Here is an 18,857-nt window from a genome sequence, read left to right as displayed (position 1 = left end):
GGCTCGACTCCCGACTCGCGCGGCACGATCCCGCGACTCGCGCGGCAGAATCCAGCGACTCGCCGAGGTAGGTGCGCATGCCTCCGCGAGTCGGGACATTCCGCGGCGCGAGTCGCTGGATAGTGCCGCGCGAGTCGGGACATTCTGGCGCGCGGTCCGCGGCCGTCATCGCAATCTCCATATCGTCAGTGTCTGTCAGATCGCGGACGGGTGCGGGCAGAGCGGCGTGACCTTCACCGACATGTACGGGAACAGTGGCAGGTTCCACAGGATGTCGTGCAGCTCGTCGGTGGAGTCGACGTCGAAGACGCTGACGTTGGAGTACTGCCCGACGACCCGCCAGATGTGGCGCCACTTGCCCTGTCGCTGCAGGTCCTGCGAGTAGGCCTTCTCCCGCGCGACGGTGTCCGCGCGGACGCCCGCGTCGAGGTCGGCCGGGATGTCGACGTCCATGGTGACGTGGAAGAGCATGGGTTCAGTCCCTCCGGAAGGCGCGCAGCTTGTCGGGGTCCAGCTCGATCCCGAGGCCGGGACCGTCGGGCAGGTGCAGCTCGCCGTCGGCGTAGCGCAGCGGTTCGACGAGCATCTCCTCCGCCATCAGCAGCGGCCCGAACAGCTCGCTGCCCCACGTGACACCCGGCGCGGCGCACGCGAACTGCAGCGACGCCGCCGTGCCGACCGGTGACTCGATCGACGTGGCGCCGTGGGACGGGATGCCGGCGGCCGCGCCGATCGCGGCGATCTCCATGCTGGCCCGCAACCCGCCGCACTTGGTCGTCTTGACCGCGAAGATGTCCGCGGCGCGGCGGTCGGCGATGCGGATCGCGTCGGACGGGGTGCGCAGCGCCTCGTCGGCCATGACCGGGACGGGCAGTGCGGCGTTGATCTCGGCAAGCGCGTCGATCTCCGAACCGTGCACCGGCTGTTCGATCATCTCCACACCGGCCTGGGCGAGCTTCGGCAGGTGGGTCAGCGCGGTGAGGCGGTCCCAGCGTGCGTTGATGTCGACGCGCACGCCGGCGACGCCGGCCAGCTTCTCCGCGACCGCGCAGATGCGGGCCACGTCGTCGGCCGGTTCCTGCGCGCCCATCTTGAGCTTGAACGAACGGTGCAGTCCCGCGTCCAGCTTGCCGAGCGCCTCCTCGATCACCACCGGTGCCGGCTCGGTGCCCAACGCCCAGGTCACCGGGATCGACGTGCGGGCGAGTCCGCCGAGCAGGGTGTGCACCGGCACCCCGAGGCCACGCGCCCACGCATCGTGCAGCGCGACCTCGACGGCGGCCTTGGCGTAGAGGTTCGCGGCGACGACGTCGGTGACGTCACGCACGATGGCGTGGATGTCGTCGACGCGGCGGCCCAGCAGGATCGGCGCGATGAAGCGCTCGACGACCAGCTGCATGGTCTCGACGGACTCCCCGCCCCACCACGGCCCGCCGGGCACCACGCCCTCACCGACACCGGTGAGCCCGCCGGCGGTGCGGACGAACACGTACAGCACCGGCTGCGCGTCCATGCTCGCGCGCGCGAAGCGGTGCGGGCGGCGTAGCGGGATGTCGAGCAGCACGGTCTCGACTCGGTCGATCCGCAGGTCGTCGCTCACGGAGGTCCTCTCGGAACAGGTAGGTGGGCCCGGCCCGACCAAGATCATTTGGTCGGGCCGGGCCATGGTGTCAGGCGGGCTCGAGCACGAAGTCGTACGCCACCCGATGGGTACCGTCGTCCCGCTTCTCCGGGGACAGGACCAGCTCGTCCTTGGTCGCCCGAGCGACGTCGGACTCGAGCCATTCCCCGCCGCTGAAGTAGAGCTGGGTGGTGATCTGACGGTGACCGTCGGCACGCACCATCAGGTGCAGGTGCGCGGGGCGCCAGGGGTGCCAGCCGGCGGCGGCGATCATGGCTCCGGTCGGGCCGTCGGTCGGAATCTGGTACGGCGCGGGCAGGATCGTGGTGATCGCGAACCGGCCCTCGTCGTCGGCGGTGATCACCCCGCGCAGGTTGCCGTCTGGCAGGTGCGGCGCGAAGCCGGAGTAGTAGCCGTCGGCGTCGGCCTGCCAGAAGTCGACCTCCGCGCCGGCCAGCGGGGCACCGTCCAGGTCGGTGACCTGCCCGCTGAAGACCAGGCGGTCACCCTTCTCGTCGGTGCGCATCGGCAGTGTCGCCACCGCCGGCAGCCGCACCTGGTCCGGCAGGTAGTAGGGGCCCTGGATGGTTCCGGCGGTGCCGCGCTGAGCCTTCTCCGCGACCTGCTCCACCTCGTGCTCGACGAACACGTCGAGGAACAGCGGCCACTCCCCTCCCTCGCCGAGCGCCATCAGCCACGCCTTCGCGGCCTGGAACTCCGGGTAGGTGACCTCGTGCTCGCGGATCACCGCGTGGACCGCTTCGAGGGTCGAGCTGACCAGCAGGCTGACGCGTTCGGTGTCGGTGCCGGCCGCGCCGACGCGCCCGGCACTGGCCCGGAACGCCTCGGAGGCGTTCGCGCCGGAGCCTGCCGCGGTGGGTAACGGATGTGTGGTGGTCATGTCGTGAACTCCCTTGTCCTCGACTGCGTCAGTGCCGGTTGGCCAGGAACGACACGTCGTCGTTCCCGATGAGGTCAGGGACGGTCCAGCCGTCCAGGTCGTACTCGTTGAGGCACGCCTCGGCGAGGCCCTTCATCGCCGCGGTGGTGCCCTGCGCCTCGGCCGCGAACAGCAGCTCGGCCTTGACGTTCTCGTGGTTGCCCGAGTAGTTGCGCTCGTAGAGCTCGTGGCGGCCGCCGAACTCGGAACCGACCGCGTCCCACAGCGCCTTCATGACCTTCACCCGGTCCACGGCCTCGTAGCCGTTCGAGCCCCGCAGGTACTTGTCGAGGTAGGGACGGACCTCGGGGGTCTTGAAGTCGATCGAGTGGGAGTTCAGGTAGATCAGGCCGCTGGCGACGTCGGACTCGATGATCTCCTTGATCCGGGGGTACGCCTGGATCATCAGCATCCGGTAGGTCAGCCCGTAGTCGAGCTTCGGCAGCAATGCCCCGTTCGTCCATTCGTCGGGGTTGCGGGCCATCGCGTCGGCGAGCGCGTAGAAGGTGTTGCGCCAGCCGACGACCTCACCGACGCGGGTCTGCACCCCTCGGAAGTCCTTGCTGCCGGTGATCTCCAGTGCCTTGAGCAGCAGCCCGGCGATGAAGTCGATTTTGGTGGCGAGCCGGATGCAGCCGTGGAAGGTGAAGCGCGGGATGAATCCGGAGACCGGGAAGAACCCGTTGATCTTCTCGATGTCGCCGTAGAGGAAGACGTTCTCCCACGGCACCAGGACCTTGTCGAACACGAAGACCGTGTCGTTCTCGTCCATCCGCGAGGACAGCGGGTAGTCGAACGGGCTGCCCATGACCGCGGCCTGCTGGGTGTAGGAGGTGCGGCAGATCAGCTTCACCCCGGGCACGCCCATCGGGACGGTGCAGATGAGCGCGAACTCCTTCTTCTTGATCGGGAGCCCGTAGTGCGCGATGAAGTTGTAGTTGGTGATCGCCGAGCCGGTGGCGACGACCTTCGCGCCGGAGACGATCAGGCCGGCGTCGGTCTCCTTCTCCACCTTCATGAACACGTCGCCGACCTCGTCCGGCGGCAGGTTGCGGTCCACCGGCGGGTTGATGATCGCGTGGTTCCAGTACAGGACCTTCTCCTGCGACTCCTTGTACCAGCGCTTCGCGTTGTCCTCGAACGGCGCGTAGAACTCCGAGTTCGCGCCGAGCGTGCCGAGGAAGCTGGCCTTGTAGTCGGGGCTGCGTCCCATCCAGCCGTAGGACATCCGCGCCCAGGTCTCGATCGCCCGACGGTCGGCGAGCAGGTCGTCGACCGAGTGCGGGCTGCGGAAGAACGGGTGGGTGACGCCGCCGTTGCCGGTGTCGGTCGGGACGGTCAGCTTGTCGCGGGTGTCCGGGGCGTGCAGCGCGTCGTAGAGCCGCGCGGTCATCCGGACCGGGTTGCGGAACGCGGGGTGGGTCGTCACGTCCTTCACCCGCTCGCCGTAGACCCACACCTCCCGGCCGTCCTGGATGGAGGAGATGTACTCGTCGCCGGTCATCGGCGCGGTGGCCGTGGGGGCGGGTCGGTCCTGCTGGATGGTCATCCGGGTAGCCCTTCGTCTTGCTGGGGAATGGGGAAGCTCAGGCGGCGTGCGGGCGCAGTGGCGTGAACCTGGTGGAGGCGTCGAACCAGCCGGCCTCCGGGCAGTCGAGCGAGCCGCTCCAGTGGGTGCCGGTCTCCTTCGGACCGATCGCCCGGAACGCGCCGGCGAAGAACAGCAGCGGGTCGTGGTCGGTGACGTCGATGTGCTCGACCTCGCCGACGACGATGAGGTGGTCGCCTCCGTCGTAGGTGCGCCACGGCCGGCAGGAGTAGACGGCGGCCGACCCGACCAGCACCGGCGCGGTGGGCCCGTCGGCCCACTCCGGGCCGGGAGCGCAGGGGCGCCCGGCGAAATGCCATGCGGTGTCCGTCTGGCCGGCGCCCATCACGTTGACCGCGAACGGCGAGCCGTCCAGATAGCCGCACGCCTTCGACTGCCGGGTCAGCGTGACCTGGCACAGCGCCGGCTCCAGTGACACGGCGGTGAACGCGTTGACCGTGGCACCGTGCGGTTCGCCGTCATTGTTTCGGCAGGTCACCACCGTGACACCGGTGGCGAACCGACCGAAGGCAGCCCGTAGTTCCTTGGGTGCGACCGCCATGTCGCGCCTCCTTCTCCGAGGCTGTACGCTATGCGTACGTTCTGCACGCTTTGCGTTCGATGCGATGAAGAGTGCCCCACGCCACCCCTGGCGGTCAAGGGCCGGTTCAAGACCGAATAGGCAAAGATGGAAACCATGAGCACGGCTGGCACCGACCGGGACTACGTCCAGAGCCTCGAACGCGGCTTCGCGGTGCTGCTCGCCTTCGACGAGGACCTGACCAACCCGACGCTCGCCGAGCTCGCCACGGCGACCGGTTTCTCCCGCCCCGCCGTACGTCGGCTGCTGCTCACCCTGCAGCGCCTCGGCTACGTCGCCAACGAGGGAACCCGCTGGTCACTGACCCCTCGGGTGCTCACCATCGGGCAGCACTACACTGCGACGAACGCCCGGATCGAGCTCGCGCACCCACACCTTCTGCGCCTGGCCGAACGGACCAGCGAGTCCGCCTCGCTGGCGGAGCTGGACCACAACGAGGTCGTGTACGTGGCGCGCGTCCCGGTCCGCCGCATCATGAGCATCAACGTCGCCGTCGGTACCCGGGTCTCGGCGCACGCGACGTCCATGGGCCGGGTGCTGCTGGCCTGGTCGGGTCCCGAGCGGATCACCCGCTTCCTGGAGGAGGCGCCGCTGCGGCCGCACACCGCGCGCACCCTGACCGATCCGGCGCAGCTGCGCACCGCGCTGGCGACGGTCCGCGAACAGGGCTGGTCGCTCGTCGACGGCGAGCTGGAGGAAGGCCTCATCTCCGTCTCCGCGCCGGTCCGCGACCGCACCGGCGCCGTGGTCGCGGCCCTCGCGTCCTCGACCTCGGCCGGGCGGCTCGCGCCCGAGCGACTCCAGACCGAGACCGTCCCGACGCTGCTGGAGACCGCCGCCGCCCTGTCCCAGGAGCTGGGCTACACCCAACGCACACAGCCCCACGCCCGCGACGGCTTCTTCTGACACAGCGCAGGTCACAACCCGTGAGTGGCGAGTGGTCCCAGGGGACCACTCGCCACTCACGGGTTCTGATCAGGGGCGATCGGCGTGCTGGGGGTTGGCGTGCGGGTCCCAGTGCACCAGGAGGTGGTCGGGGCCCCTGAACGAGGTGTTCGGTGAGTAGGTGAAGGTCTGGTCCTCGACCAGCCTCATGTGCGGCAGCCTGCGGCCCAGCTCCTCCAGGAAGATCTGCATCTCCAGCCTGGCCAGCGGCGCGCCCAGGCACAGGTGGCGGCCGTTGCCGAACGCGAAGTGCTTCCTGGCGTTGCGCCGCGTGATGTCGAACGTCTCCGGCGACGGGAAGACCGACTCGTCGTGGTTCGCCGAGCCGGTGACCGCCAGCACCTTCGAACCCGCCGGGATGGCGACGCCCCCGATGACGGCGTCGCGGACGACCTCACGACGCCAGGCGATGACCGAGGAGCTGTAGCGCAGGATCTCCTCGACCGCGCCCGGCGCCAGGGACGGATCCGCGCACAGCGCGTCCCATTGGTCACGATTCTCCAGCAGCGCCCGCATGCCGTTCGCGGTGGCGTTGGTGGTCGTCTCGTGCCCGGCGAACAGGAAGTTCATCATCGTCGTGACCAGGTAGTCCTCGTCGAACAGTTCCTCGTTGCCCTCGGCGCGCCAGGACCTGATCAGCTCGCTGATGTAGTCGTCGGTCTGCTCGCGCAGGCGCCGCTGGACGTGTTCCTTCGCGTACGTCCAGTACTGGCCCATCCCGGCGGCCAGCTGCGTCTGTTCCTCGTCCGACGGGTAGCCCCAGGTGAACAGCGCGAGCCGGCCGGAGAACTCCTTCGCGCGTTCGACGTCCTCGTCGGGAACGCCCATGACCGCGAATGCCACCAGCGCCGGGATCTCCCAGGCGAAGTCGGCGACGAGATCGGCGTGCCCGCGCCGGACGAACCCGTCGATGTAGCGGTTGGCCAGCTCCCGGATCCGGGGCCGCACCGCCTCGATCCGCCGGGGGGCCACCAGCGCGTTGCGGACGTGCTGACGGCGTCTGGTGTGGATCGGCGGGTCCTCGTTGACCAGGCTCGGTCCCATCGCCATCTCCGCTTTGACCAGCTCGTCGACCGCGGCGGGGCACAGTTGTCTGAGCGGGGTGATGGAGATGGACGCGGAGAACGTGTCGGTGTCCTGGAAGACCTCGCGGACGTCGTCGAAACGGCTGACGACCCAGTAGCCGAGCCGAGGGCTGTGGAAGACCGGTGCCTGCTCGCGGGCGATCTTCCAGAACGCGTACGGATCGTCCAGGTACGGCTCGTCGAACGGGTCGAAATCGTCCGCGACGTCGGTGACGGGGCATCTCGATGCGGAGGTCGTCATGGCCTGCTCCTTCGGTGGCTGGGGCTCAGACGTCGAGGCTGAACGGCTCGTCGGCGCCGAGGAGCAGCTGTCCGTACGCCTCCTTGCCCAGGTCCGGCATGACCAGCGCGTGCCGGCCGGCGATCTCGGCGTCACGCCAGATCCGGCTCAGCACGTTCGCGTCGGCGAAGGACGATGCGCCGTTCGCCGACATCAGCCGGTCCAGGCCGTCCTTGACCAGCTCGGCGATGACGCCGGTGTCCATCCGCACCCGTGCCCGGGTGAGCTTGTCCAGGTGCACGCCGCGCGCCGCCGCGCCGTCGATGTCCGCGCAGGCCCGCTGCATGAGCAGCTCGGCCTGGTCGAAGCGGGTCGCGGCCTCGGCGACGCCGACCTGGTGGGTCGGCGAGTTGCGGGCGTTGGTGTAGCAGGTGTAGGCGACGTTCTTCTTCGGCAGGTTCGCCAGCGTCCGCTCCATCGCGTGCCGGGCCAGCCCGACCTGCGCGGCGACCAGCACGAGCGCCGCGACCGGGAGGAACGCCATGTTGGAGTTCTGCTCGTCGGCCTTGTGTGTCGTCCTGAAGTCGCCCTCGGCCATGTCGAGGTACCGCTGGATGCGGTGGTCGGGCACGAAGTGGTCGGTGATGACGATCGTGTCGCTGCCGGAGCCCTTCATACCGGCGACGAACCAGGTCGGCTCGATCGTCCACGCGCTCGACGGGATGAGGGCCAGCGCGCGTGGGTCACCGTTGTCCAGCGCGATCCCCAGCGTCGCCCAGGTCGCGGCGAACGAACCGGACGAGTAGGCCCAGCGGCCGCTGACCAGGTAACCCCCGTCGACCCGCTCGGACTTCAGCGGCGGGGAGAAGATGCCGCAGGCCTTCGCGTCGGGCGTCGAGTACATGTCACGCTGCGCCTCGTCGGAGAACGTCGTGGCGAACCAGGAGCACACGTTGAGCAGCGCGACCGCCCAGGCCGTCGAGCCGTCGCCACGGGCGACCTCCGCGACGCACTCCATCATCGTCCGGAGGTTCGCCCCCATGCCGCCGAGCCGCTGGGGCACGAGCAACTTGAACAGCCCTGCCGCCTCAACTGCGTCGACGACCTCGGGGACCACCCTGCGGTCCTCGGAGGAGCGCTGCGCGTGCTCCCTGATCAGCGGGACGAGGGCGGTGGCGTGCGCAACCATCTCCGGGTCGACGGCGACACCGGCGCCCGTCCAGGCCACGTTGGGGCGATCAAGGATCTCGGTCATGACGTTCCTCCACTCGACCAGCACTCACCTGGGGCAAGACGCTAGGCGGGCGAGGGAATTTCTCCAGCCACGTTGCGACGCACGCGGTACACAATGCGAACCGCGCGCTCAGCCGTGGCGCCGGGCGTGTTTCAGGGTCTGCGACGGGGACTCACCGAACGCGTTCTGATAGTGCGTGGCGAACCGGCCGGGATGGTTGAACCCCCACCGATAGGCCACGGTCGTCACGCTGTCCTGGCCGTCGAGCAGCTCGGCGCGGGCGTGCTCCAGCCTGACCTTCCGGTGGTACGCGGTCGGCGTGGTGCCCAACGCGTCCTGGAACGCGATCTGCAACCTGCGGGCGGACACCCCGGCGTGGCGTGCCAGGTCGGACAGGGTGTGGTTCACCTCGGGACCGGACTCGATCAGGTCGATGACCCGCTTGACCGTGCGTGGGCGCGCCGGGGCGGCCGGGGCCAGCAGCTCTTCGAGATGGTCGTGCGGCTGGGTGTGCAGGAGCCCCGCGATGATCAGCCGTTCCAGGTAGGCACGGTGACTGCCGGACCGCGCGAGCAGACCGTCCGCCCGGTCGAGCTCCTCGATCAGCAGGCGGATCGTCGCCAGCCAGCTGGCCGCCGGGGCGGTGGTGAGGTCGAGGGCGAGGTCGAACCGGATGTCGTGGGTGATCGGGTGACCGAGCAGTGCTTCGAGCTCGTCCTCGACCGAGGCCTTCGACAGCTTGATGCACAGCTGCGACGCATCCGCGCTCCACCACGGCAGCACGGTGTGCTCCCGAGGCGTGAAGACAGCGCCCCGGCCGGGTGTGGCCAGCGCCTGCCGGGGCCCGCACTCGGACGCCACTCGCCCGGAGAGCGGCACGTTGATGTGGTAGGCGCCGAGCGCCCCCGGATCGACCATCGCCTCGGAACCGAACCGCACGAACCCGATGGTGATGTGCTCCAGATGGACGGCGCTGAGCAACGAGGTCTGCAGGTCGGCGTCGCGGCTCAGCGTCTCCACCCGTGCCGGGTAGAAGTAGTTGTTCAGCTGGGCACGGAACTCGTCGAGCAGCCCCGAACGGCAGACCTCACGCTGGACCAGCAGGCCCTCGTCCTGGCCGATGTTCCACGGGGGCAGGGTCGCCACTTCGGGAACATGCTCTCGCGCGGTCATCTGGCGCTCCCTCCGGGCGCTACGGTGCGCTCACGGCTTCGGCACCTGGATAGTGGAGCTCGCGGACAGCGGTGTCAACGGCTCGGGTGCGCGTCGCGGTCGAAGAACATGCCTCGCACCACGGGAAAGGCCCCATGGACCTGTTGTTGCTGTCCAACTCGACCAACCACGGCCAGGAGCGGCTCGGGCACGTCCGCGCCGAGCTGAGGGAGTTCTACGGCGACCGCGAGGTGCTGTTCGTCCCGTACGCGCTGGCCGACCACGACGCCTACACCGCCGCGATCGCCGACGCCTTCGCCCCGGCGGGAGTGCGGGTGCGTGGCGTGCACACGGCCCCCGACCCGGCCTCGGCACTGGCCGGCGCCCAGGCGGTGTTCGTCGGCGGCGGCAACACCTTCCGGCTGCTGCGAGCGATGCGTCGCGGTGGTCTGCTCGACGCCGTCCGCTCGGCCGTGCACGCCGGCGCCCGCTACGGCGGGGCCAGCGCCGGCACCAACCTGGCCTGTCCGTCGATCCGGACCACGAACGACATGCCGATCGTCGACCCGGGCGGATTCGACGCACTCGGTCTGATCGGGTTCCAGATCAACCCGCACTACCTCGACAGCTCACCCGACTCGGTTCACATGGGCGAGACCCGCGCCGAACGCATCGGCGAGTTCCTCGAGGAGAACGACGTGCCCGTACTCGGCCTGCGCGAGGGCGCCTGGCTCCGGATCGCGTCCGACGGCACCCGGTTGCACGGCCGCGACGCCGTCCTCTTCAGTCGCGCGGCTCCGGCGCGGGAGCTGCCGGTCGGCACAAGACTCACCATCTCCTAGGGTCAGGCCAGCACCGCTTCGCAGAGCGACACCGCGCACCGTGAGTCCACACCGCGCCATGTGCACATAGCGCGGTGTGACTACACGGTGCGCGGTGTGGGATGAGAAGGGCGCAAGATCCGCGAGGTCGCCCTACGGCTAGGGCAGGGCGAGGCCGCCGACGATGAAGTCGCGGTAATGCTCGACGACGCGGGAGCGCGGCACGTCCGGGTTGTTGATCCACCAGCGCCCGAGCTGCTCGCCGACTCCGCTGATCGCGTAGGCGAACGCGGTGTTGCGTTCCTCGTCGAACGTGGCGAAGTGGCGGGTCAGGTCGGCGATGCGGGCGATGGTGCGTTGCCGCATCGCGGTGAGCTCGGTGGCCAGCTCCTTCGACAGGGCCGTGCTGGGGTTGAACAGCACCATCCACCGGGCCGGGTCGCGTTCGAGGATCTCGAAGAACACGGTGCCGGCGCGCTCGATGACCGCCGGGGCGCCGGCGCCGGCCTCGATCATGATCTCCGGTTCCCGGATCCGTGCTTCCAGCTCGGCGCGCGCCCGCCGCACGCAGGCCAGGAAGATCTCGTCCTTCGTGGCGTAGTGGGCGTACACCATGGGACGGGTGACGCCAGCGGCGCGCGCGATGTCCTCCATGGCGGTGCCTTCGAAACCGGCCGAGGCGAAGAGCCGTTCCGCGACGTCGAGGAGCTGCGCGGCGCGTGCTTCCCGGGACAGCCGGGTTCGTCGTGGTGCCGAGGGGGTCATGGGTGGTGTCAGCGACGTCGGTTCGAGGCGAACTTCCAGGTGATCTCGGCGAGATCGGGTCCTTGCCGGTCGGTGAAGAGGCCGAACCCGTCGGGGCCGGACCAGGCGTGACCCTGGCCTTCGATGAGGAAGTACTCGATGAGGGTCCGCTGCCCATCGGTGTAGCCGCGATACGTGTACGGGTGGATGCCGGGAGGGGTGTGGCGGGTGGTCTCGTCGGCGTGGTCGTCGACGTCGCCGTCGATGCGCCCGTCGGGCACCAGGTCGTCGAGCGCGGCCCACTGCTGGACGAGGCGCTCGGCCATCACCGGCGGCACCGTGGTGTCCTTGTCGCCCTGCACGACCAGCAGCGGCACCTGCCGCGCCCGAGGCCCCATCTCCGCCAGCGCCAGCCGCGCGTTGTCGGTCGGGGTCACCTCGTCCGGCTTGTTCAGGTCGACCCGGTAGAACCCGTACTCGCCGCCGGCGACGGACGTGGCGGTCGCGAAGACGTCCGGGTAGGTGACGGCGAGGATCACCGCGGTGCCCGCGCCCGAGGAGGCCCCGGCGACGTGCACCCGGTCGGGGTCGCCGCCGAAGTCGCGCACGACGTTGCGCGCGACACCGGCGAGCAGCTCCGGCTCACCCCGGCCTCGGTGCTGGTGGGCCGGGTCGAGTGAGTTCCAGCAGAGCTTGGTGTTGCGCAGCAGCGACTGCGTCGGGTAGACGACGATGAACCCCTCCCGGTCGGCCAGCCGGTTGAACTGGGTGGTGCTCTTCATCGAGTTCAGGCCGTAGCCGGTCATCGCGCAGCCGTGCACCGCCATCATCACCGGCAGCCGGGTGCCGGGCCGGCGCCCCGGCGGCACGTGGACCTGGTAGCTGACCTGCCCCTGGTCGCTGCTGTAGACCCCGGTCTCGTCGAGACCGAGCACGGTGGCCACCGACGTCTCCCGGACCGGTGCCGCCGACGCGGGGAGTGCGGTCATGGCGGTGGCGACGACGGCGATGGCCGCGGCCAGCCACACCCGCGCGCTGCGCAGCGATCTCATCCAGGACCTCCGGGGGTCGGCGCCGCGCCGGGGTGACGCATGCAACTCTAACTTTACACAGCGTCACTTGCACTAGACACGGTGCCTACTTGAGGTGTCGGACGACCAGCGTGCCGGCGGCGTGGTCGCCGATGCGCTGGCGGTGGCGCGAGCACACGATCACCAGCCAGCCCAGCAGACCACCGAGGAACATGTCCACGACGAGCAGTACCGCTCTGCCGGTGTGCTGCCCGGCGGAGGGCGGTCCGCCGTCGAGGCGCACGATACGCAGGCCCATCAGCGCCATCGCCGGTGTGCGGCCGGAGCGGATCGGCACCACGATGAACACGAGCGCCCACACCACCACGGTGAGCAGGCCCGCGAAGAAGGAAGGCCATCCGGGCTGCGCGACCAGGCCGTACAGCTCGGTCCACGAGCCGTCGCCTCGGCGGAACCCCCAACCGGGCGTGACGGCGTTCAGCGCGATGTCGATGAACGACAGGATGAAGCCCGCCAGGAACAGGTCCAGGACGTACTGGACGATGCGACGGCCGGTCACCCGCGTCTGTCCGGTGTCGACGGCGGTCATAGGTCTCCTCACAGGTCGCCGAGAGCACATCGTGGGTCGTCGACGACCTCGGACGTACCCGCACCCGCCCGCGACACGCTCATCGCCCCCTTCCGGGTGATGGGCGGCCAGGGTGTCCTGTCCGGCCGTTCCCGTTCGTCGTAGTGGTGAGATGACCCCGAAGAACGGAGAAACCGTGAAGTACATGCTCCTCATCTGTGCCGGCGAGGACCCCGAGGTGCCGGCGGGCACGCCGAACATCGAGCAGTGGCTGGCGAAGGTGGGCGACCGCCGTCTGCACGGGTCGGAGATGCGGCCGATCAGCGACGCGACGACGGTCCGGACGCGCGGCGGCGAGGTGCTGCTGTCCAGCGGGCCGTTCGCCGAGACCAGCGAGCACATCGCCGGGTACGACCTGATCGAGTGCGCCGACCTCGACGAGGCGATGGAGATCGCGGCGGCGCACCCGGTGGCCCACTTCGGCTCGGTCGAGATCAGGCCGCTTCGCGAGTGAGCGTCGAGGCCGAGGTCACCGCTGTCTTCCGGGCGGAGCGCGGGCGCATCGTCGCGACCCTGATCCGCATGACCGGCGACTGGGACCTGGCCGAGGAATGTGTGCAGGACGCCTTCGCCACAGCGCTGCAACGCTGGCCACGCGAAGGCGTCCCGCGCCGCCCCGGTGCCTGGCTCACCACCGCGGCGCGCAACCGCGCACTCGACCGGCTGCGGCGCACCGCCACCGAGACCTCGGTGCTGCGCGAGGTCGCGGAACGTGTCGAGGGTGACGAGCCGGCGGACGACAGCGGTATCCAGGACGACCGGCTACGGCTGATCTTCACCTGTTGTCACCCCGCGCTGCCGCCGGAGGCTCGGGTGGCGCTCACGCTGCGGGTGGTCACCGGCCTGACCACCGCCGAGATCGCGAGCGCGTTCCTGGTGAGCGAAGCGACGATGACCAAACGGCTCGTGCGCGCCAAACAGAAGATCCGCAACGCGGGCATCCCGTACCGGGTCCCACCCGCACACCTGCTGCCGGAACGCACCAACGCGGTGCTCGCCGTCCTGTACCTGCTGTTCAGCGAGGGTTACGCTGCGTCGGCGGGTGCGGCGCTGATCCGGCGGCGGCTGTGCGCCGAGGCGATCGACCTGGCCACGACGCTCACCCGGCTGATGCCCGACGAACCCGAGGCGCTCGGACTGCTCGCACTCATGCTGCTGCACGATGCACGGCGAGGCGCCCGGATGGACGGCTCCGGTGAGCTGGTGCCGTTGGAGGAGCAGGACCGCTCCCGGTGGGACACCGACAAGATCACCCGCGGTGCCGATCTCCTCGACACGGCCCTGAGCAACGGACGTCCGGGGCCGTACCAGGTCCAGGCGGCGATCGCGGCCTGTCACAGCACCGCGCGGCGGGCGGCGGACACCGACTGGGCACAGATCGCGCAGCTCTACGGCAGGCTGGCGGTCATGAACGGCTCGGCGATGGTCGAGCTGAACCGCGCCGTGGCGGTGGCCATGTCCGACGGTCCCGCCGAAGGGCTGGCGCTGGTGGACGCGCTGGCGCCCGAGCTCGGCGGTCACCATCTGCTGTCCGCCACCCGCGCCGACCTGCTCCGGCGGTTGGGCCGCCGGCACGAGGCCGCCGCCGCCTACCGCGAGGCACTCGCGCTGGCACCGACCGACACCGAGCGGCGCTACCTCGTCAGGCGGCTGGGTGAGGTCGCCGCACCCACTTGCGGGAGTGATGCGCGACACTAGACGTGATAACGCTGCCCCGGCGCCGCCGGCCGGCGGCGCCGGACGCGTCTGAGAGGAACCACGGCACATGCGCGCAGTCAAGCTCGTCGGTCCCGGAACACTGCAGTTGGCCGAGGTCGATGTTCCCGTGCCGGGTCCCGGCGAGGTCCGGATCAAGATCGCCGGCGCCGGGCTGTGCCACTCGGACCTGCACGTACTGGAGATGGGCGAGGCGTGGCCGTTCTTCGGCGGAACGGTCGGGCACGAGGGTGCCGGCTGGGTGGATGCGCTCGGCTCCGAGGTGGCCGGGCTCGCCGAGGGTGACGCGGTCATCGTGAACCTCGTGTGGGGCTGCGGCCACTGCCGGCCGTGCACCGAGGGCAGGGACAACGCCTGCCGGGTGAACGGCAGCCGCAACCTGTTCCCGACCACACCGGGTCTCGGACCGGACGGCGCGATGGCCGAGTACATGCTGGTGCCGGCACGCCAGCTGGAGCAGCTCGGCGCGATCGACCCGGTCATCGCCGGTCCGCTCGCGGACGCGGCGCTCACCCCGATGCACGCGATCAACTCCGCGCGCGACCGGCTCACCCCCGGCTCCACGGCCGTCCTCATCGGGATCGGCGGGCTGGGGCACCTCGGCCTGCAGATCATGAAGGCCACCACCGCCGCGCGGGTGATCGCGCTCGACACCGACGAGGCGAAGCTGGCCGTGGCCCGCGAGCACGGCGCGGACCTCGTGCTCCCCAGCGACTCCTCGGCCGCCCAGCGGATTCTCGACGACACGGGTGGTTACGGCGTCGACGTCGTTCTCGACTTCGTCGGCGCGCAGCCCACCGTCGACCTGGCCACCGCCGTCGTCGCTCCCGAGGGACTCATCAGGTTCGTCGGTCTGGGCGGCGGCCGGTTCCCGTTCGCCGCCGACGCAGACAGTGTGTCGCTGCCGTGGGGCGTCAACGCACAACGTTCCTACGGTGGCACCCGGGCCGACCTGCTGGAGGTCATCGCACTGGCGCAGCAGGGCAAGCTGGTCGTGGAGACGGTCCGCTACCCGCTCGCCGACTTCCAGCAGGCCTTCGACGACCTCGCGGCCGGCAAGGTCCTCGGCCGGGCGATCCTCGTTCCCTGACCCGTCCGGCCCGAGATCACCACGGCGCCATGGCTGTTCCGTCGCCGACGACGGCCATGGGGCCGTGGTGATCTTAGGAATCGGACCCGCGCGCCGGTCCGGTGCCTGACCGGGTGGCCTGGCAAACTCGGTCGTGTGACTCCCCTGCCTGCCGGCCCTCGCTGCCTCACCTTGGGTGGCCAGGCGCTGCCGCTGATCAGTCCGGCCCGCGTCTACCTGTGCGGGATCACGCCGTACGACGTCACCCATCTCGGTCATGCCGCGACGTTCGTGTGGGCCGACGCGGCCACCTCGATCATGCGCATGGCCGGCGTCGAGGTGCTGGTGTGCCGCAACGTCACCGACATCGACGACGTGCTCACCATCGCCGCGGCCGAGCGCGAGACCCCTTACGACGTGCTCGCCGCCACCCAGGAGTACCTGTTCGACCAGGACATGACCGCGCTGCGGGTCCGGCCGCCCACCTACACGCCGCGCGCGCGGCGTCACGTGGACCGGGTGATCGAGCTGGCGGCCGCGCTGCTGGAGTCGGGCCACGGCTATCTCCGCGACGGGCAGGTCTACTTCCGGGGCTTCCCCGCGATCCCCGGTGGTGTACCGGCCGACGCCGACGAACACGGCGAGCTGACCGGCGACCACACCGCGCGGGAGCCGCACGACGTCGCGGTGTGGCGCAGCTCGGGGCCGGACGAACCGGCGTGGCCGAGCCCGTGGGGGCTGGGGCGGCCGGGCTGGCACGCCGAGTGCGCCGCGATCGCGCTGAGCGTGCTTGGCTCCTCGGTCGACCTGGTCGCGGGCGGTGCCGACCTGGCGTTCCCGCACCACGCCTACCAGGCGGCGCTCGTCGAGGCCGCCACCGGCGTGCGGCCGTTCGCCAGGTCCCGGCTCAACGTCGGCACCGTGGGGATCGGCGGCGAGAAGATGGCCAAGTCGACCGGCAACCTCGTGCTGGTGGCCGACCTGCTGCGGGAGCACTCGCCCGCCGCGATCCGGCTGCTGCTGCTCGATCGCGACTGGCGCGAGCCGTGGGACTTCCATCCGGCGGACCTCACGGCGTCGGCCGCCCGGCTGGACCGCATCTACTCGGCGGCGGGCACCCGGGGCGAGGAGAAGGGTTCCCTCGACGCGGTCACCTCGGCGCTGCTGCGTGAGCTGGACGTACCCACCGCGCTGGACATCGCTGAGGAAGCAGGCGGCGACGCCGCTCGACTCGTGCTACGAACCCTGGCACTGGCCTGAGCTCTGGTGAGGGGAGACGGCGGGTGGTGACTCGCGCGGAGCGGAACTCGACCGACCCGGACCTGGGCGTGCTGTCGGGTCGGCTGTTGTTCGGGGTGCAGCGCGAGCTGTTCACGGCGCTGGCCGAGCTGGGTTTCGACGACCTGAAACACCGGCACGGCGCTGTGCTCGCCTACCTGGACGCGCACGGTGTGCGGCCGACCGAGCTGTCCCGCCTGTCGCACCAGTACAAGCAGGTCATCGGGACGCTCATCGACGAGCTCGAGGCGTTGGGCTACGTCGAGCGCCGGCCGGACCCGAGTGACGGCCGGGCGAAGCTGGTGTTCCCGACCGAGCGCGGGCTGGCGCAGATGCGCGCCGCCGACTCGATCCTGGCGGCCATGCAGCGGCGGCACGCGCAGATGGTCGGCCGTGAGGATTACCAGCGCTTCAAGGAGCTCTTCTTCCAGATCACCGAGAACCAGCGCAGCTACGTGCACGACCTCTCGGACGACTGACTGGCACTGTGCACGCCTTCGTGCTGCGTCGCACATGTCCGGACATGTGCGACGCAGCACGTAGATGTGCACAGTGCCAGTCAGTCGAGCGCCCCGTCCGTCACATCGGCACGGTCGGTTCTTGTCAACCTGTTCCTGAACACACCCTCTGAAGTAGTCAGCGATCATGACTAATATGGATGCGACTCTCACGCCAGAGAGCCGCGCAACTAGCTCGCCCAGCGGTGGGCAGCTCGATCGAATATCGTAACTTTTCAGGACTACCAGAGAGTGGGACATGGACACCGTGCGCGCAGAGCTGCTGGTGATCGGGTTCGGCAAGGGCGGCAAGACGCTGGCCGCCGCCATGGGGCGGGCCGGCAAGCGAGTGGTGCTCGTCGAACAGTCCGACCAGATGTACGGCGGGACCTGCATCAACATCGGCTGCGTACCGACGAAGGCGCTGGTGCACCAGGCCGACGAGCGCCGCGACGAGGACGAGCCGGGGAGCTGGTACCGACAGGCGATCGGTTCGGTGCAGTCGCTGACCACACTCCTGCGGGGCAACAACTTCCGCATGCTGGACACGATCGACGCGGTCACCGTGGTCACCGGGCAGGCCACTTTCGTCGACCCGCACACGGTCGAGGTCCGCGCCGGTGACGACCGGCTCACCATCACGGCGGACACCATCGCGATCAACACGGGTTCACTGCCGGTGGTGCCGGACATTCCCGGCCTCGCCGCCGGCGCCCACACCGTGACCAGCACCGATCTGCTCAGCACCGAAGACCTGCCGAAGCACCTCGCCATCCTCGGCGGCGGGTACCTCGGCGTCGAGTTCGCCGCCATGTACCGCCGGTTCGGCGCCGAGGTCACTGTGTTCGAGGCCGCCGAGCGGATGCTGGGCCGCGAGGACGACGACGTCGCCGAGGCCGCCGTCGAGATCCTCGCCGGGGACGGCATCACGCTGCTCACCGGCAGCGCGGTCACCGCACTGGAGGACACCGGCGAGTGCGTCACGATCTCGTACGAGCGCGGCGGTGAGCAGCGCTCACTCACCGCCGACAAGGTCCTGGTCGCCGCCGGGCGCGCACCCGCGACCGACGGCCTGAACCTCGAGGCCGCGGGCGTGGACACCGGACCGCGTGGCTCGGTCGTCGTGGACGAGTACCTACGGACCAGCCAGCCGCACATCTTCGCCCTGGGTGACGTCAACGGCGGACCGCAGTTCACCTACATCTCGCTGGACGACAGCCGCGTCGTGCTCGACCAGCTGGCGGGAGCCGGCAAGCGGAGCACGGCGGACCGGGTCGCGGTGCCGACGACGGTGTTCATGACTCCGCCGCTGGCCACCGTCGGGCTGACCGAGAAGGCCGCGCGGGCGGCGGGACACCCGGTGCGCGTGGCCCGCAAGGCGATCGGGCAGATCGCGGCCATGCCCAGGTCGCGGATCATGGGCGACACCCGAGGGCTGATGAAGTTCGTGATCGACTCCGACACCGACCGAATCCTCGGTGCCGCACTGCTGAGCATCGACGCGCAGGAACTGGTCAACACGGTCGCGCTGGCCATGCGACACGGCGTCACGGCCACCGAGCTGCGCGACTCGATCTACACCCACCCGAGCTCGACCGAGGCGTTCAACGAGGTGCTCGCCACGATCGTCAGCAACTAAGGCTCGCTAAGTCGAGTGACGGAGAACCCCGAGTTCGACCGTCTGGTA

At 70.0% G+C, this 18,857-nt stretch carries 19 protein-coding genes; 8 read left to right on the top strand and 11 right to left on the bottom strand.

Features of this window, described 5'->3' with window-relative positions:
* Positions 1-195: 195 nt before the first annotated feature.
* The 5 genes from catC to G406_RS0110445 form a co-directional block, all read right to left on the bottom strand.
* Complete coding sequence (gene catC, locus G406_RS0110465; RefSeq protein ID WP_028933794.1) at positions 196-471, bottom strand: muconolactone Delta-isomerase; 276 nt, start codon at positions 469-471, stop codon at positions 196-198.
* A 4-nt stretch (positions 472-475) separates the two neighbouring features.
* On the bottom strand, positions 476-1,600 hold the full coding sequence (locus G406_RS0110460) for a muconate/chloromuconate family cycloisomerase (protein ID WP_028933793.1): 1,125 nt from the start codon (positions 1,598-1,600) through the stop codon (positions 476-478).
* 70 nt (positions 1,601-1,670) lie between these two features.
* A complete protein-coding gene (gene catA, locus G406_RS0110455; protein WP_028933792.1) occupies positions 1,671-2,522 on the bottom strand; it encodes a catechol 1,2-dioxygenase in 852 nt (283 codons plus the stop codon).
* Between the two features lie 28 nt (positions 2,523-2,550).
* Complete coding sequence (locus tag G406_RS0110450; protein WP_028933791.1) at positions 2,551-4,110, bottom strand: 4-hydroxyphenylacetate 3-hydroxylase family protein; 1,560 nt, start codon at positions 4,108-4,110, stop codon at positions 2,551-2,553.
* Positions 4,111-4,147: 37 nt separating this feature from the next.
* Positions 4,148-4,711 carry a flavin reductase family protein gene (locus tag G406_RS0110445; protein ID WP_028933790.1) on the bottom strand — a complete coding sequence of 188 codons (564 nt, stop codon included), beginning with the start codon at positions 4,709-4,711 and terminating at the stop codon, positions 4,148-4,150.
* 135 nt (positions 4,712-4,846) lie between these two features.
* On the opposite strand from G406_RS0110445, the gene G406_RS0110440 reads away from it, so the two are divergent.
* A complete protein-coding gene (locus tag G406_RS0110440) occupies positions 4,847-5,656 on the top strand; it encodes an IclR family transcriptional regulator domain-containing protein (protein ID WP_425414579.1) in 810 nt (269 codons plus the stop codon).
* Between the two features lie 69 nt (positions 5,657-5,725).
* Here the strand turns inward: G406_RS0110440 and G406_RS0110435 are convergent, their stop codons facing one another.
* From G406_RS0110435 to G406_RS0110425, 3 genes are all read right to left on the bottom strand, one after another.
* Complete coding sequence (locus tag G406_RS0110435) at positions 5,726-7,021, bottom strand: cytochrome P450 (protein WP_028933788.1); 1,296 nt, start codon at positions 7,019-7,021, stop codon at positions 5,726-5,728.
* 25 nt (positions 7,022-7,046) lie between these two features.
* A complete protein-coding gene (locus G406_RS0110430; RefSeq protein WP_028933787.1) occupies positions 7,047-8,255 on the bottom strand; it encodes an acyl-CoA dehydrogenase family protein in 1,209 nt (402 codons plus the stop codon).
* A 108-nt stretch (positions 8,256-8,363) separates the two neighbouring features.
* The gene (locus G406_RS0110425) at positions 8,364-9,407 is read right to left on the bottom strand and encodes an AraC family transcriptional regulator (protein WP_028933786.1); all 1,044 of its coding nucleotides are present in this window, start codon (positions 9,405-9,407) and stop codon (positions 8,364-8,366) included.
* Positions 9,408-9,541: 134 nt separating this feature from the next.
* Between G406_RS0110425 and pepE the strand changes: the two genes are divergently transcribed.
* Complete coding sequence (pepE, locus tag G406_RS0110420; RefSeq protein ID WP_028933785.1) at positions 9,542-10,228, top strand: dipeptidase PepE; 687 nt, start codon at positions 9,542-9,544, stop codon at positions 10,226-10,228.
* A gap of 138 nt (positions 10,229-10,366) precedes the next feature.
* On the opposite strand, the gene G406_RS0110415 is transcribed toward pepE, so the two are convergent.
* The 3 genes from G406_RS0110415 to G406_RS55550 all read right to left on the bottom strand — a co-directional run bounded on the left by G406_RS0110415 (position 10,367) and on the right by G406_RS55550 (position 12,571).
* Positions 10,367-10,972, bottom strand: a complete 606-nt coding sequence (locus G406_RS0110415; RefSeq protein WP_028933784.1) for a TetR/AcrR family transcriptional regulator — start codon at positions 10,970-10,972, stop codon at positions 10,367-10,369.
* 8 nt (positions 10,973-10,980) lie between these two features.
* Positions 10,981-12,003, bottom strand: coding sequence for an extracellular catalytic domain type 1 short-chain-length polyhydroxyalkanoate depolymerase (locus G406_RS0110410; protein ID WP_084215949.1), 1,023 nt, complete (start codon positions 12,001-12,003; stop codon positions 10,981-10,983).
* Positions 12,004-12,088: 85 nt separating this feature from the next.
* Complete coding sequence (locus tag G406_RS55550; RefSeq protein WP_051341910.1) at positions 12,089-12,571, bottom strand: RDD family protein; 483 nt, start codon at positions 12,569-12,571, stop codon at positions 12,089-12,091.
* Positions 12,572-12,755: 184 nt separating this feature from the next.
* On the opposite strand from G406_RS55550, the gene G406_RS0110395 reads away from it, so the two are divergent.
* The 6 genes from G406_RS0110395 to G406_RS0110370 all read left to right on the top strand — a co-directional run bounded on the left by G406_RS0110395 (position 12,756) and on the right by G406_RS0110370 (position 18,809).
* Positions 12,756-13,064, top strand: a complete 309-nt coding sequence (locus tag G406_RS0110395) for a YciI family protein (protein ID WP_211241110.1) — start codon at positions 12,756-12,758, stop codon at positions 13,062-13,064.
* The gene (locus G406_RS45995; protein WP_037075965.1) at positions 13,061-14,308 is read left to right on the top strand and encodes an RNA polymerase sigma factor; all 1,248 of its coding nucleotides are present in this window, start codon (positions 13,061-13,063) and stop codon (positions 14,306-14,308) included. Before G406_RS0110395 ends, G406_RS45995 begins: the two co-directional genes overlap by 4 nt.
* Positions 14,309-14,375: 67 nt before the next feature.
* A complete protein-coding gene (locus tag G406_RS0110385) occupies positions 14,376-15,416 on the top strand; it encodes an NAD(P)-dependent alcohol dehydrogenase (RefSeq protein WP_028933781.1) in 1,041 nt (346 codons plus the stop codon).
* A gap of 135 nt (positions 15,417-15,551) precedes the next feature.
* Positions 15,552-16,655, top strand: a complete 1,104-nt coding sequence (locus G406_RS0110380) for a cysteine--tRNA ligase (RefSeq protein ID WP_028933780.1) — start codon at positions 15,552-15,554, stop codon at positions 16,653-16,655.
* Positions 16,656-16,678: 23 nt separating this feature from the next.
* The gene (locus G406_RS0110375) at positions 16,679-17,152 is read left to right on the top strand and encodes a MarR family winged helix-turn-helix transcriptional regulator (RefSeq protein ID WP_028933779.1); all 474 of its coding nucleotides are present in this window, start codon (positions 16,679-16,681) and stop codon (positions 17,150-17,152) included.
* A 277-nt stretch (positions 17,153-17,429) separates the two neighbouring features.
* On the top strand, positions 17,430-18,809 hold the full coding sequence (locus tag G406_RS0110370) for an FAD-dependent oxidoreductase (RefSeq protein ID WP_028933778.1): 1,380 nt from the start codon (positions 17,430-17,432) through the stop codon (positions 18,807-18,809).
* Positions 18,810-18,857 lie beyond the last annotated feature (48 nt).

The sequence above is a fragment of the Actinospineispora spinosispora DSM 44797 genome, assembly GCF_000429025.1.
Classification (GTDB): domain Bacteria; phylum Actinomycetota; class Actinomycetes; order Mycobacteriales; family Pseudonocardiaceae; genus Pseudonocardia; species Pseudonocardia spinosispora.
The sequence above is the reverse complement of the archived record's forward strand: the minus strand, read 5'-3'. Positions and strand labels throughout refer to the sequence as shown.

Bases quoted from the DNA above. Each gene is read 5' to 3' on its own strand.
- catC (WP_028933794.1), bottom strand. From the start codon at position 471: ATGCTCTTCCACGTCACCATGGACGTCGACATCCCGGCCGACCTCGAC.
- G406_RS0110385 (WP_028933781.1), top strand. From the start codon at position 14,376: ATGCGCGCAGTCAAGCTCGTCGGTCCCGGAACACTGCAGTTGGCCGAG.
- G406_RS0110440 (WP_425414579.1), top strand. From the start codon at position 4,847: ATGAGCACGGCTGGCACCGACCGGGACTACGTCCAGAGCCTCGAACGC.
- catA (WP_028933792.1), bottom strand. From the start codon at position 2,522: ATGACCACCACACATCCGTTACCCACCGCGGCAGGCTCCGGCGCGAAC.
- G406_RS0110410 (WP_084215949.1), bottom strand. From the start codon at position 12,003: ATGAGATCGCTGCGCAGCGCGCGGGTGTGGCTGGCCGCGGCCATCGCC.
- G406_RS0110450 (WP_028933791.1), bottom strand. From the start codon at position 4,110: ATGACCATCCAGCAGGACCGACCCGCCCCCACGGCCACCGCGCCGATG.
- G406_RS0110415 (WP_028933784.1), bottom strand. From the start codon at position 10,972: ATGACCCCCTCGGCACCACGACGAACCCGGCTGTCCCGGGAAGCACGC.
- G406_RS0110435 (WP_028933788.1), bottom strand. From the start codon at position 7,021: ATGACGACCTCCGCATCGAGATGCCCCGTCACCGACGTCGCGGACGAT.
- G406_RS0110370 (WP_028933778.1), top strand. From the start codon at position 17,430: ATGGACACCGTGCGCGCAGAGCTGCTGGTGATCGGGTTCGGCAAGGGC.
- G406_RS0110445 (WP_028933790.1), bottom strand. From the start codon at position 4,711: ATGGCGGTCGCACCCAAGGAACTACGGGCTGCCTTCGGTCGGTTCGCC.
- pepE (WP_028933785.1), top strand. From the start codon at position 9,542: ATGGACCTGTTGTTGCTGTCCAACTCGACCAACCACGGCCAGGAGCGG.
- G406_RS55550 (WP_051341910.1), bottom strand. From the start codon at position 12,571: ATGACCGCCGTCGACACCGGACAGACGCGGGTGACCGGCCGTCGCATC.
- G406_RS0110395 (WP_211241110.1), top strand. From the start codon at position 12,756: ATGCTCCTCATCTGTGCCGGCGAGGACCCCGAGGTGCCGGCGGGCACG.
- G406_RS0110430 (WP_028933787.1), bottom strand. From the start codon at position 8,255: ATGACCGAGATCCTTGATCGCCCCAACGTGGCCTGGACGGGCGCCGGT.
- G406_RS0110425 (WP_028933786.1), bottom strand. From the start codon at position 9,407: ATGACCGCGCGAGAGCATGTTCCCGAAGTGGCGACCCTGCCCCCGTGG.